Annotated in this window: 10 protein-coding genes and 1 tRNA gene; 8 read left to right on the forward strand and 3 right to left on the reverse strand. The window is 41.1% G+C overall.

All coding sequences use genetic code 11. The features are described 5' to 3' along the window. The first annotated feature begins 34 nt into the window (after positions 1-34). Positions 35-1,465: a trigger factor gene (tig, locus tag FHS56_RS05075; protein WP_166918763.1), complete on the forward strand. Its 1,431-nt coding sequence runs from the start codon at positions 35-37 to the stop codon at positions 1,463-1,465. Positions 1,466-1,555: 90 nt separating this feature from the next. On the opposite strand, the gene FHS56_RS05080 is transcribed toward tig, so the two are convergent. Beyond that, complete coding sequence (locus FHS56_RS05080) at positions 1,556-3,379, reverse strand: ABC transporter ATP-binding protein (protein WP_166918764.1); 1,824 nt, start codon at positions 3,377-3,379, stop codon at positions 1,556-1,558. 123 nt (positions 3,380-3,502) lie between these two features. Here FHS56_RS05080 and FHS56_RS05085 point away from each other — a divergent pair, with 123 nt between their 5' ends. From FHS56_RS05085 to FHS56_RS05115, 7 genes are all read left to right on the forward strand, one after another. Further along, entirely contained in the window at positions 3,503-5,347 is a 1,845-nt protein-coding gene (locus tag FHS56_RS05085; protein ID WP_166918765.1) for an MBOAT family O-acyltransferase, read from the forward strand. A gap of 95 nt (positions 5,348-5,442) precedes the next feature. Next, a tRNA-Ser gene (locus tag FHS56_RS05090) sits at positions 5,443-5,533 on the forward strand. Positions 5,534-6,066: 533 nt separating this feature from the next. Continuing rightward, complete coding sequence (locus tag FHS56_RS05095) at positions 6,067-7,359, forward strand: DNA methyltransferase (protein WP_166918766.1); 1,293 nt, start codon at positions 6,067-6,069, stop codon at positions 7,357-7,359. Next, the gene (locus FHS56_RS05100; protein WP_166918767.1) at positions 7,352-7,984 is read left to right on the forward strand and encodes an MjaI family restriction endonuclease; all 633 of its coding nucleotides are present in this window, start codon (positions 7,352-7,354) and stop codon (positions 7,982-7,984) included. Before FHS56_RS05095 ends, FHS56_RS05100 begins: the two co-directional genes overlap by 8 nt. Positions 7,985-8,528: 544 nt before the next feature. Next, entirely contained in the window at positions 8,529-10,076 is a 1,548-nt protein-coding gene (locus tag FHS56_RS05105; RefSeq protein ID WP_166918768.1) for an HsdM family class I SAM-dependent methyltransferase, read from the forward strand. Positions 10,077-10,660: 584 nt separating this feature from the next. Beyond that, on the forward strand, positions 10,661-11,080 hold the full coding sequence (locus tag FHS56_RS05110) for a hypothetical protein (protein ID WP_166918769.1): 420 nt from the start codon (positions 10,661-10,663) through the stop codon (positions 11,078-11,080). Beyond that, positions 11,028-11,900, forward strand: coding sequence for an alpha/beta fold hydrolase (locus FHS56_RS05115; protein ID WP_166918770.1), 873 nt, complete (start codon positions 11,028-11,030; stop codon positions 11,898-11,900). Before FHS56_RS05110 ends, FHS56_RS05115 begins: the two co-directional genes overlap by 53 nt. Here FHS56_RS05115 and FHS56_RS05120 read toward each other — a convergent pair. Beyond that, complete coding sequence (locus FHS56_RS05120) at positions 11,875-12,285, reverse strand: DUF1987 domain-containing protein (RefSeq protein WP_166918771.1); 411 nt, start codon at positions 12,283-12,285, stop codon at positions 11,875-11,877. The genes FHS56_RS05115 and FHS56_RS05120 overlap by 26 nt on opposite strands. A 62-nt stretch (positions 12,286-12,347) precedes the next feature. Next, complete coding sequence (locus tag FHS56_RS05125) at positions 12,348-13,727, reverse strand: MATE family efflux transporter (RefSeq protein WP_166918772.1); 1,380 nt, start codon at positions 13,725-13,727, stop codon at positions 12,348-12,350. Between the last annotated feature and the right edge of the window lie 62 nt (positions 13,728-13,789).

The following is a 13,789-nucleotide window of genomic DNA, read 5'->3' on the forward strand; positions in this document are numbered from 1 at the left end:
TGGAATCAATGGTTGTACAAAAATAAGTAGCGCCTTGGAAATCAAGTTTGAAAAACAGAATCCTACCTTAGGGCATTTGCGAGTGGTCTTGGAAAAAGACGATTACATGCCCACAGTAGAGCAAAAAATTAAAGAGTACAGCAAAACAGCTGTAGTTAAAGGCTTCCGGAAGGGCAAAGTGCCTACTTCGCTCATCAAAAAACTCTACGGCAAGAGCATCTTGGCTGAGGAAGTGTTCCGCAAGGCAGTGCAAAGCATGTATGACTACATCCGTGAGCAACAACTGCCGATGGTAGGCGAGCCGCTGCCCAAAGAAAATACCGACTTCCACTTCGACCTCGACAAGCCGGGCACCTTCACCTTCGACTACGAGGTAGGCTTGCACACCGAAATCAACTACAAAGATGTAGTAAACAAAGACACCCAGCTGGATGCCTACAAAGTAGAGGCTACCGACAAAGACATAGAAGAAGTCATTCAAAACCTGCGCAAGCAGTTTGCAAAGACCGAACACCCCGAAACCAGCCAGGAAGGTGACTTCTTGTATGGCAAGATAGAAAGCATCGTGGAAGAAGGCAGCGAAATAGAGCCCATCGTCATGGACAACACAGCCCTGCCGCTCAATCAGGTAAAAGAAGAAGCCCGTGCGCAATTCATCGGCTTGAAAAAGGGCGATGTGGTAACTTTCAAGTTGGACGTGCTTGCCGACCATAAAATGGCGGGCTATCTGCTGGGCATCTTCGAAGAGGGGCGTGTGGAGCAATACAAAGACGTTGAGTTCCGTTTTACCATCACCGACATTGTGCGTCAGGTGCCTGCCGAGCTCAACGAAGAGTTGTTCAAAAAAGCACTGCCCAACCGTAACGACATCAAAGACGAAGCCACTTTCCGTGCAGCTATCAAAGAAGAAATCGAAAAGATTTACGAAAAAAATACCAACAGCCTGTTGAGTGATAGCATAGCCGAAGTGCTACTCGAAAAAATCAAGATAGACCTGCCACACGACTTCCTCAAGCGTTGGCTCAAAGCCAACAATGAAAAACTGAGCGAAGAACAAATCGAGCGGGAATACCCCCGTTTCGAAGAGTTTTTGCGCTGGTCGCTCATCAAGCAAGCAATAGCCAAAGACGAAAACATAGAAATAAGCGAAGAAGAAATCTTCGAGGAAGCCAAAGCAAGCCTACAACGTATGTTCGAACAGCAAGGCTTGCCCCTGCATATGATGAACATAGACTTGGATGCCATCACTCGCCGTTACCTCATGGATAGCGAAGGCAAAAACTATCGTGAAGTGCGCGACGAGGTCATGCAACGCAAGCTCATCGAGCGCATCAAAAACAATCTTTCATTAAATCTGAAAACCATCAACACTGACGAATACAAAAAGTTGGTTGATGAAATCAATGCCAAGCAGGAAGAAAAGGCAAAGCAACTGGCTGAAAAAGCCGCACAAAGTGCCGAATAATTCTGCTTGCACATCGTTTATACAAAAAGCCGCCCTTTGTAACAAAGGGCGGCTTTTTTTGGCATCTGCTGAATGCCCCACCTTTTGTACTTACAGTGCCTGCATTTCCACCAGTCGTTTGTAAAGCCCGCTGGTCTGCTGGATTAAAGACTCATGCGTACCTCGTTCCACAATACGCCCTTGTTGAACCACCAGTATCTCATCGGCTTGTTGTATGGTACTCAGGCGGTGTGCAATCACCAGAGCGGTACGGTTTTTCATCAGCTTATTGAGTGCTTCCTGCACCAAACGCTCCGACTCGGTATCCAAAGCAGAGGTAGCTTCGTCTAAAATCAAAATATCGGGATTGCGCAATACTGCCCGAGCAATACTAATACGCTGACGCTGCCCACCCGAAAGCTTCACCCCCCGGTCACCTACAATGGTTTGGTAACCTTCGGGCAAAGCCATAATGAAATCATGCGCATTGGCAATACGAGCAGCTTCTTCTACCTGCTCGGGTGTTACTTCCATTCCAAAAGCTATGTTGTTGAAAATGGTATCGTTGAAAAGAATAGATTCTTGTGTTACGATGCCCATCCTGGCGCGTAGGCTTTTGAGTGTATAGTCACGTAAATCCATGCCGTCCAATGTAATACGCCCCCCGATGGGGTCATAAAAACGGGGTATCAAGTCGGCAATGGTGGACTTCCCCCCTCCCGATGGTCCTACCAGAGCAATTACTTTGCCTTTAGGAATCGTGAAATTCAGGTCATTGAGTACAGGCACCCCTTCCTCATAAGCAAAAGACACCTGCTCAAAACAGATTTCTTTTTCAAAAGCCTTGAGTTCTTTTGCACCAGTCTTTTCTTTTACTGCCGGCTGCGTATCTATCAGTTCAAAGATACGCTCTGCCGATGCCATGCCACGCTGCACAGAACTCACCGCATTGCTTATTTCTTTAATAGGCTTGGTTACCTGCGAGAGCACAGCCAAGTAACCCAAAAACAAAGGGGCAGAAATAGACTGCTCAATCAAAATGAGACTACCGCCATAAAGCAAAACTCCACACATGACAGCTACCCCCATGAACTCCGAAACAGAAGGTGCCAGCTCACGGCGGAAGGCTATCTTGCGCACCAAATGTCGGTATTGCCAGTTTTCTTTGTGAAATTTCTCCTGCATATAACCTTCGGCATTGAAGCCCTTGACGATGCGGATGCCTCCAAATGCCTCGTCAATCACACTGGTAAGGTTGCTTAAAACCGCTTGCAAATTCAACGCCGAATGGCGCAACCGCTTGATAATGCTTCCTATCATCAGCCCCGAAACTGGAATAAAGAGTAAAGCAAAGAGCGTGAGTTTCCACGAGATGGAAAACAATATGACAAAGGAAATAATCAGGATGAAAGGCTCTTTCAGAAAAGCCCTCAATGAATTTGCCACGGCATATTCCACCTCTATCACATCGGAAGTAATACGGGTAATAAGGTTGCCCTTCCGTTGATTAGAGAAGAAATCCAAGTGCAAATGCACCACATTGCGAAATACATCATCGCGCAGACGGGCAACCAAGTCAGCACGCATGCCCTCCAATATCCTTTGCGTGAAATAACGGAAAGCATTAGACAAGAACACCGATGCCAATACCGCAGCACACACAAACTGCAAGGCGCTCAGCTTGCCTTTTGTCTGCAAAAAATACCCCAAGTAATAATTGAACAAGTTGGCAAAATACTGCGTAGATAGCTCAAAAGCTGGCAATTGCTCCACCACATTCAGTGGCTTGTCATAGAAGAGCACCTCCAGCAAAGGAATCACAAAAGTAAAGTTGACAACCCCAAATAAGCTTCCAAAAAATGAGCTTAAAAAAAATGGGACAACATAACGACTCACAGGGCGCAAATAGCCCAACAATCTCCAATAGGTTTTCATAACAAGTATGCCTTCATTTGAATGCACAAAGCTACAAAAAGGCTATTGAAGATGTCGCTTTTTTAGTAGCTTGCATGCGTTTTTTGGTTTTCATTGCTCACTTTAGTTCATATTCTCACGCTTATGTTGGATTGGACACAGCTCATCGGTCAAGCATTTATATATAACCCGCAAAAGCCTCTGATTTTTACTACGGCTTTGTTTTGGATTTTCTTTGGCTTTGTACTGCTTACCTATCAGTTTATTTACAAAAGCCAAAAACTGAAAATAGCCTTTCTTACCTTATTTAGCTTGTTTTTCTACTATAAATCCAGTGGATTTTACTTATTGCTGCTCATTTTCAGCACTTTGGTCGATTACAGCATCGGAAAGCGCATCTACCACAGCCGCAACCAAGCTTTCCGTACTGTTTTACTGGTCATAAGCCTGGTGGTCAACTTGGGGCTGCTGGCTTATTATAAGTATGCCTACTTGATTACGGATTTCATCAATTACCTTTTTCAAACAGACTTTAAAGCCATAGACTATCTGGCACTGACCATCAACCAGCTGACAGGTGCCAACTTAGATTATACATCCATTTTCCTGCCGGTAGGCATTTCTTTTTTCACCTTTCAAACCATCAGCTATTCAGTCGATATTTACAGAGGCAAACTTGAACCGGTAAAAAGCATCCTCGATTTTGCGTTTTATGTGTCCTTTTTCCCACAACTGGTTGCCGGTCCCATTGTGCGAGCCTCGGAGTTTGTACCACAAATATATGAACCTTACCGCCTCAGCACAGAGCAGTATGGACATGCTTTGTTTCTAATACTGAATGGATTGGTAAAAAAAATGCTTATCTCCGACTACATCTCTATCAACTTTGTTGACAGAGTTTTTGAAAGTCCCACCAGCTACACCGGCTTAGAAAATCTGCTGGCAGTTTACGGCTACGCTCTACAAATTTACTGCGACTTTTCGGGCTATACCGATATAGCCATAGGAGTGGCTTTGTTGTTGGGTTTTCAACTACCGCTTAACTTCGACTCTCCCTACAAAGCCCAAAGCATCACCGATTTTTGGCGCCGCTGGCATATATCTCTTTCCTCATGGCTGCGCGATTATCTCTATATTCCCTTGGGAGGCAACCGCACCGCTTCCTTTTTTACTTACATGAGCATACCGCTAAGCCTTAGTATTTTGATGCTTGCTGAACGCATGCCTTGGGAAAGCTTTGTATGGTTTTTTGTGTGCTTTTTGCTGTGGTTAGCATGGTATAAGACCAGCATAAGGTGGTTGGGCTACATAGGCACACATGTAGTGCTGCTATTGGGCATTTATGCTTTCTATCTGAAAGCATGGGGCAGTGGTTTGCTTGCCGTTGCTATTGTTGTTGGGTGGTGTATTGTTTTGTTGCAGCCTCAAAAAAGCCGCGCCATAGCCAACTATCTCAACTTGATGCTAACCATGGTGCTGGGCGGCATCTGGCACGGTGCCCATCTGCGCTTTTTACTGTGGGGCTTTCTGCACGGTTTGGCTTTGGCTGTGCACAAACTTTGGATGGAAATACGGCAAGGCGACAGCAAAGAGCGACCAGCGCGGGGAGCCTATCGCTTCTTTGCCCAACTGATTACCTTCCATTTTGTCTGTTTTTGTTGGATCTACTTCCGTGTCAATGACATTCCCGTAAACGAAACCCTCACCTTGTCGGCTATGGACATTGCCGGGCAGATGTTGCATCAAATTGCCTTCAACTTCCAAGCCCATTTGTTGCCGGAAGTATTTCAAAGCTACCGCCCTGTGATGCTGCTCATGTTGGCGGGCTACTTTATTCATTGGATGCCGAGGGATTGGAAACAAAATATGGAAAGTCGCTTCATTGCCCTGCCCGACACAGCCAAGGCAGTTATTTTTGTCTTGGCAGCTTTGGGTATTTATCAAGCCAGCTCTGCCGAAGTACAGCCCTTTATTTATTTCCAATTCTAAGTCAAAGAGTTATTATCAAATACAAAAATAATCGCTTTCAAAAGCTTGACACTTTTACAAAAACACACTACCTTTGCATCAGCATTTGAAAGCATGGAGGGTTGGCAGAGCGGTCGAATGCGGCGGTCTTGAAAACCGTTGTGGGTGATGAGCCCACCGGGGGTTCGAATCCCTCACCCTCCGCCAGTTAGGCAATCCTGGCGCTGGCAAGCTCACAACTAAGAGCTCGCCAGCGATTTTTTTTTGATTGGCGATGTGTATTTAAAAAATACCCAAACCGAATTTTATTAACGGTCTTGACGGATGGAACTTCCCCGCTTCTTATTTCACCCATCTCGTCCTGAAACATACAGGCAAAGCGCCAAACAATCTGAAAAAATGTCGGCGCAAGCTCTGTTTTGACCAGAGGCGGGCTTTGCTTTTTGTTTGCTATTTTTACTTTTGTTTGTTATCATCTACTTGTATGGAATTATAGCAAAACAATTTAGTGTTGGCAAATGAAATGATGGGAAATAATCAAAGAAATAAATTGGGTAAGAAAATCAAGGCATTGCACCGTCAGTTTGAGCCTTCTCAAGATGAATTTGCGGGGAAAACAGGGGTTCCCTATAGTTTCTTACTAAAATTGAAATCGTTGTAAAAAATCATCCGTCTTTGTAGTGGTAAAATAGCCAAGGCGTTCAATATAGTAGTGGACGAGTGTTAATTAAAAATAAACTATGCTTACTAATCATAAAATCATAATTGGCGATTCAAGAGAGATGAAAGAAGTGGCAGATAAATCTGTTCATCTTATAGTTACTTCGCCTCCTTACTGGCAACTAAAAGATTACGGTTCAAAAGAGCAAATTGGTTTTAATGATAATTATGAAGACTACATAAACAATTTAAATCTGGTATGGAGTGAATGTTTCCGTGTGCTCCATGATGGCTGCAGATTGTGTATAAACATCGGAGATCAATTTGCCCGTTCTGTATATTATGGAAGATACAAAATAATTCCTATTCGCACAGAAATCATCAAGTTTTGCGAAACTATTGGTTTTGATTATATGGGAGCAATTATTTGGCAAAAACCGACCACCATGAATACCACAGGCGGGGCAACAGTTATGGGAAGTTTTCCATATCCACGAAATGGAATTATCAAAATAGATTATGAGTTTATTTTAATTTTTAAAAAACCGGGCAATTCACCAAAAGTGTCTAAAGAATTGAAAGAAAAATCTAGGCTAAGTAAAGAGGAGTGGAACGAATACTTTTCGGGGCACTGGAATTTTAATGGCGAAAAGCAAACAAAGCATTTAGCCATGTTCCCAGAAGAATTGCCCAAAAGACTTATTAAAATGTTTAGTTTTGTGGGCGATACTATTTTGGACCCATTTTTGGGAAGCGGCACAACAACCCTGGCAGCAAAAAATTTGAATCGTAATTCTATTGGCTATGAAATTAACCCGCAATTCTTACCTATCATTAAAGAAAAAGTCGGCGCCAACGAACTAATAGAATCAAAAGCAAAATTTGAGTTTATAAATCAAAAAATAGAAAATCTAGATTGGAAGTCTAAAATATTAAATTTACCTTATCAATTTCACGACCCAGTTAAATTTGATAAGAAAGTTGACCCCAAAAAATTAAATTTCGGTTCAAAAATAGATTTTTCAAATCCTAAAAAAGAAAAGTTTTATTCAATAAAGGAAATTGTGAGCCCAGATTGCTTAATCCTAAATAACGGATTAAAAATTAAACTTCTTGGAGTAAAGCCTAAAAAAGAAACACTGCAAACGGCTTTAAGCTTTTTAAACACAAAACTAAAGAATCAAAAAGTTTTTTTGCGTTTTGACAATCACAAGTATGACAGTGAAGGGAATTTACTTTGCTATCTTTATCTAAAAAATAAAACTTTTATCAATGCGCATCTAATTAAAAATAAATTAGTAGATGTCGAAAATAATATAGAGTTTCGCTATAAAGACAAATTTATAAAATTACTATCACAAAATCATGGCTAAAGAATGGATATTAAATAGTGCAATCAATCGTTGGGGACTTCAGAAAAAGCGAATGGTTGGAGCTGTTTCTGATGAAATCAGAAAATGTTCTCCAAAAACGGTTAAAGAATGGGAAGAATATTATTTTAAGAATGTATATCCAAAAGAACATTTGATTGAAATAGGCAAAAAATTTTATGTTAAAATAACAGAAGTTTTAAGAGCCGAGATTGATGAAATTACGGAGGAAGATTGTATCAACTATGTAATTAATCTTGTTATAAATCGCACATTTGACGGTTATATGACAGAAAAAAAGACCGTCTATGAGCAACTGCAAGATATTTTGGGAGTAAAAATTGAGCCGGCTCCGGATGAATGGGATAGATTATTTAATGTAGACTTTTTCATTAAAATAAAAGATAAATATATAGGATTGCAAATTAAACCAGCGGGTTATGCTTTTATTACGCAAATTATAAATGAAAGAAAAAATCAAGAAGCGACACATAAAAAATTCACTTCCAAATACGGGGGAAAGGTTTTCTATGTTATTTCAATAAAAGAAGGCGATAAGAAAAAGATATATAATACTGAAGTTATTGATGAGATAAAACAAGAAATTGAAAGATTAAAAAATTTATAGAACAATTTGTCGCCCAAGAAAGACCTGAAAGCATCCTTCAGGCATCAAGCTCGACGGACGATATTTCCCCCTCTTCCGCCCGCCCGTTCTAAAGCATACAGACAAAGCGCCAAACAATCTGAAAAAATGTCGGCGCAAGCTCTATCTTGACCAGAGGCGGGCTTTGCTTTTTGTTTGCTATTTTTACTTTTGTTTGTTATCATCTACTTGTATGGAATTATAGCAAAACAATTTAGTGTTGGCAAATGAAATGATGGGAAATAATCAAAGAAATAAATTGGGTAAGAAAATCAAGGCATTGCACCGTCAGTTTGAGCCTTCTCAAGATGAATTTGCGGGAAAAACAGGGGTTCCCTATAGTTGCTTACTAAAATTGAAATCGTTGTAAAAAATCATCCGTCTTTGTAATGGTAAAATAGCCAAGAATTTAAATAGAGGCGATAATAGATTTTGATAAACAAGAGCGTGCCTATTTTGTAGATTTAAAAAATTTAAATTAAAAAATAAGAGCAAAGACATCACAGGTAAAACAAAAACTTAGAGCATGGAAATCAATGAAAAAAAATTAAATGGAGTTGTTTATACTCCTCGATGGATTGTAGAGTTGATTTTAGACCATCTCGATTATAAAAATGATATCTATTACAAAAAAATTATTGACCCCGCTTGCGGAGACGGAGCATTTTTAAGCGAAGTACTTGTCAGATTTATTGAAGACGCAAAGAGAGCGAATATTGAAAATAAAGATATTAAAGAAAATATAGAAAATAATATATTTGGCTTTGACATTGACGACAATGCTGTTCAAAGATGCATTGCAAGACTTGATGATATCGCCGAAAAATACGAACTTAAAAATATACAATGGAACATTTTGAAGGCAGATAGTTTAGATAAGTCATTTATAAGTAATTTTTTTGGCTTTTTTGATTTTGTTGTTGGTAATCCGCCTTACATCAGAATTCAACACCTTGGCTCACAAAGAAGAGCAAAAATCCAAAATGACTGGCACTTATGCAAAAAAGGCTCCACCGATATTTTTATTGCATTTTTTGAGCTTGGCTATTATTTACTAAATAAAACTGGGAAGTTAGGTTTTATTACGCCTAATACATATCTTAAAACAAAAGCCGGCGAAGGTCTGAGAAACTTCATAAAGTTTAATAAAATACTAAAAACACTGATTGATTTCGAACATAATCAATTATTTGAAAACGCAACAACTTATTCCTTAATAACCATCTTAGATAAAAATCACAAGAAAAGCACCTTTTCTTTATTCAAGGGAAGCAGAGAAAGTATCAATTTTGTTGATAACATAGATATTGAAAATTTAAATAAGGATAATTGGATTTTAACTTCAAATGATATCCTTCAAAAATTAAATGAAATTGAAAAGCGAGGATTGCCTTTAGGTAAAATTGCCAAGATTCATGTTGGAATAACTACACTTGCAGATGATTACTACATTTTTAAGGACCCAATAATGAAAGGCAACTTTGTAGAGATTACATTAAAAGATGGTAGAAAATTTCAAATTGAACGAGAAATTCTAAAACCAATAGTAAAAGTTTCTGTTCTTAAAAATCCTAATGAAGACCAAAACCGCTTTATAATTTTCCCCTATAAAAAAGCGGGCGATAAACATGTTATTATTGAAGAAAATGAACTAAAAGAAAAATATCCTTACACTTACGAATATTTTCAGACGATTAAAGAAATCCTTGATGCGCGCGACAAGGGGAAGTCAAATCCTGTGGCATGGTATGCATTTGGTAGGTCACAAGGACTTGATACTTCATTTGGTAAGAAAATATTAACCTCTCCAATAAATTTAAAACCAAATTTTATTGTGTGGGAAAAAGAAGAGTACACTTTTTACGCCGGATACTGCATTAAATATGACGGAGATTTAAAACTTTTGGCTAAATATCTAAATTCGAATGACATGGAATTCTATATAAATAACATCAGTAGAAATTATCAAAATAACTATAAGTCTTTTGCTAAAAGCTTTATTGAAAGGTTTGGCATTGGCGACCCAAATTTATTAAAAAGACATGAACAAAATTTATCGCGAGTTCAAAGCTAACTAAAAAAATAAAATTTGCCGCTTCCGCATCAGGGCTCAGCGGGCAATACTCCCCCAGCCCTCCTTCTACCCGCCGAGCTTGTTAAACATACATCGCCATCATCTACTCAAAAGACAGCATCAGTGCTACCCTTTTGCTTTTTAGGGGAAGAGGGCTTCCTACTTCCGCCACTTTCTTTTTTTGTGTGGCTCTCCTCTCTCTTTTCGCATAGTGTCCGCCTCTCTGAATGGGAAAAATATTGCCTGAGGGTTACTTTATACCCTCCGGAGGTATTTACCAGTGGCAATAGAAGAAATGATTAAAAATCAACAAGTAAAATTTGGTAAAATCTAAAATATTTATTACATTTGTTAAGCGTAAAAAGCAAAGGAGGATGTTTATTATGAAAGCACCATTTGGAAATCCGTTCGGAATGCCCTTTGGTTCACCTTTTGGGAACCGTCTGTAATTGAAGGGTTCTGGAAAGCAAAAGGCGCCTTTTAAACCAAAGGTGCTTTTTGCTTTTTTTCATTGCGCATGGCAACATACAGTGCTTTTTTCGCTGCTCTCATAAATAGCCTCAAAAACAAATCCTCAAATCCTAATGATTCGTTTACTTTTTATCTGTTGGCTCTTGTGCTACTTTTATTTCTCTTCTTCGCTGAATGCACAAAATCAAAAAGTCTATCCCCACCATTTGTGGGGTACTTGGGAAGAAAGCACAGCCAATAGCAGCGCCGCCAATGACCTACAAAGTATGGTTACATTTGAAAAAGACGGCAACTATCAATTAAAAATAGGCAATCTGAAAGGCGAGGGGAAGTGGCAGCTCATACACCACAAGCAGCGCATCAAGATAAAGCGATTTCATTATATTGAGCCAAAAGCACAAAGCCGAGCGGCTCCCTATTATTTTGAGCTTGACGTACGTATGCCCAATGACTCTACTTTGGTACTTATAAGAAAACGCCATGGCGAAACATACCAAGCTACTTACAAGCGTCGGGCTGCTGCTTTTGAGTAGTCTCTTTCTTATTGCAGGTTGCATGCAATTCAGGATACCAGATACAAAACTAAAGCACCGCTTTCATAAGCTGGGCATCCCCCTGCAAATCAACTACACTCAAGTTGGGCAGTATCGTCTGCGCAGCTTGGTTGTGGGTGATACCAGTCTGCAAGCCGTATTTTGCGTACACGGATCGCCGGGCTCATCACGCGATTTTTTAGCGTATGCCCAAGATACTTCACTCATAAAGAAAGTTTATTTTGTGCTCATAGACCGTCCCGGCTACGGCTATTCATCTTTTGAGCTGCCCCCACCCACTATCGACACCCAAGCCCGCCTGCTGTTAGCGCTTCTTTCAACACACACCCAAAAAAAGCAAGCTATCGTAGTGGGGTATTCCTATGGCGGACCAGTAGCTGCACGCATGGGCATGCTTGCTCCCCGACAAATACGAGCTTTAATCTTGGCAGCTCCTGCTCTGGACCCCGAAAATGAAAAGTATTTTTGGTTCAACCGCCCTTTGGAGTATTTCCGATGGGTGCTACCTACCGCCCTCGAACACGCCCAAATAGAAAAAATGCGTCATGTGGAGGACCTACAAGCAATACAAGACGGATGGCAACATATACAATGTCCCGTAACCCTCATTCATGGAAAAGCAGACAGGATAGTTCCGGACAATAGTGCCTTTGTAAAAGAAAAACTGGGGCACGTGCCTCTACGGCTCATCAACCCAGACGATATTGGACATCTGTTTGTGTTCAATAAGAAGGAATACCTAAAAGAAGCTATTTTACATTACGCCGCTTCGCCTATCCCAACGGAGGAATCGGAATAATAGAAAAATGCAGTTGGCTGATGCGACGGAAGTCCTCGCCTAAAAGACGCATGTCTTCGTCGTCTTCTTCATAATACCAATTGACAGACACTTCATAGCCAGCTTGGTTGATTTTACGCAAACGACGTAGCATCTCAGCGATATACATCGATGAACTGGTATTGCAATAGGTGATATTGAAAGAAGCGATGGTCTTGGGGCGTGGTTGTTTACTATACTCATCTATCCATTGTAGCAGGGGGGCAAAAAACTTATGGGTATCTTCTGGGATAGCCACACCTTCAATCTCTATCTTTCCCAATCCGGCATCCAACAATATCCTTGGAGTCAGCTCCGAGCTATCTATTTGTAATTTACTCACCGTACGTTTAGGGTTTGTATCCATAAAAATCCCTCTTTGAAAAGGATTACTAAATATAAAAAGAATTGCAAATAAAAATACTATGTTCACATATTATTTGCTTTTTTCTCCCGGGATTCCAGCAAGAGAAAGAAACGCGCACATAAAAAAACTGCTGCCAAGGTAAGTCCTATCAACAATCCTATCCAAACGCCCCAAGCCCCCATTTGCTTGTAAATGCCCAAATAGTAAGCTACTGGCAATGCCACTCCCCAATAAGCCACTAAAGTGGCTACCGTAGGATAGAGCACGTCTTGCAAGCCCCGTAAGATGCCTAAACTTACCGCCTGAATACCATCGGAAAGCTGAAAGAAAGCAGCAATCAATAGCAGCTCTACGGCTACTGCTAATACGTCTTTTTCATGGGTATAAAGGGAAGCCAAGAAATGGGGAAACAACCAAAAAAGCAGCCCGCCGGCAGCCATCACGAACATAGCAGCCAAAAGAGCTGCCGTGCCGGCACGTGCCACACGCGACCAACGCCCCTTACCCAAAGCGTTGCCCACCCGTATGGCACCCGCTGCCGCTATACCTGTAGATATCATATAGGTGACACTTGCCATATTCAGCGCTATCTGGTGCGCTGCCAACGCTACATCACTCACCCACCCTATCATGATGGCTGCCAAAGCAAAAGTTGCCACTTCAAAAAAATGCTGCAGACCGGTGCCTATCCCTTTGGTGATGATGCGCATGCAAGCTTTGCGACAAGCTTGTATAGATACCTGGCACTGCTTAAGAAAATCGAAAGTAGGCAAGCGAAGCAGAAAGAAAAAGAGGATGAAAGTCATCACCCAGCGCACTCCCCAAGTAGCCCAAGCAGCACCGGCAAGCCCCAAAGCAGGTAAGCCCCAATGCCCGAATATCAGCAAATAGTTCAGGAAGATATTGAGCAAGAGTCCCACCAAAGTAGCATGCATCGACAAATGAGGCATCGCCATGCCGTCGGTAAAGTGACGCAAACATAAGAACCAATACATAGGAAAGAGCGAGCTCAGCAAAATGGTCATGTATTCGCGCGACAAAGCAGTAACCTCCGGTGACTGCCCCAAGTGCTCGAATTGCCAAATGACACCCCCCATAACCATACCCAAAAAAAGTGCACAGGCAGTAGCCGCCCAAAAGCCCCCAATCAACAAAGCTTTTAAAGTTTGCGGCTGCCGCCGTGCCTGCCCCTCTGCTATCATAGGCGACAAGATGTTAAGCAAGCCAATACCCAAAATGGCGATTAAAAAAAAGACGGCATTGCTTACACCCGCTGCCGCCAATGCCTCTTTGCCTACACGTCCAATCATAGCTGTATCGACCACCCCCATCAATACAATGCCCAACTGCCCTACAATAATAGGGATGCTCAAGCGCACAGTAGCCCAAAAATCAAAATAAAGTATATACTGGCTACGTTTTTTATTTTTATTCATTCTCATGAATTAATGCTTACAATTTATGGCTCGCAAGTTAGTGGTAAAATTCCTTTATTAACTTATCT

Origin of the sequence: Thermonema lapsum (genome assembly GCF_011761635.1) — a bacterium.
Classification (GTDB): domain Bacteria; phylum Bacteroidota; class Bacteroidia; order Cytophagales; family Thermonemataceae; genus Thermonema; species Thermonema lapsum.

What these genes read in the sequence shown, in the direction of transcription:
- FHS56_RS05095 (WP_166918766.1), top strand. Translation starts at nt 6,067, where the DNA reads ATGCTTACTAATCATAAAATCATAATTGGCGATTCAAGAGAGATGAAA.
- FHS56_RS05125 (WP_166918772.1), bottom strand. Translation starts at nt 13,727, where the DNA reads ATGAGAATGAATAAAAATAAAAAACGTAGCCAGTATATACTTTATTTT.
- FHS56_RS05120 (WP_166918771.1), bottom strand. Translation starts at nt 12,285, where the DNA reads ATGGATACAAACCCTAAACGTACGGTGAGTAAATTACAAATAGATAGC.
- FHS56_RS05115 (WP_166918770.1), top strand. Translation starts at nt 11,028, where the DNA reads ATGGCGAAACATACCAAGCTACTTACAAGCGTCGGGCTGCTGCTTTTG.
- FHS56_RS05110 (WP_166918769.1), top strand. Translation starts at nt 10,661, where the DNA reads ATGATTCGTTTACTTTTTATCTGTTGGCTCTTGTGCTACTTTTATTTC.
- FHS56_RS05100 (WP_166918767.1), top strand. Translation starts at nt 7,352, where the DNA reads ATGGCTAAAGAATGGATATTAAATAGTGCAATCAATCGTTGGGGACTT.
- FHS56_RS05085 (WP_166918765.1), top strand. Translation starts at nt 3,503, where the DNA reads ATGTTGGATTGGACACAGCTCATCGGTCAAGCATTTATATATAACCCG.
- FHS56_RS05105 (WP_166918768.1), top strand. Translation starts at nt 8,529, where the DNA reads ATGGAAATCAATGAAAAAAAATTAAATGGAGTTGTTTATACTCCTCGA.
- FHS56_RS05080 (WP_166918764.1), bottom strand. Translation starts at nt 3,379, where the DNA reads ATGAAAACCTATTGGAGATTGTTGGGCTATTTGCGCCCTGTGAGTCGT.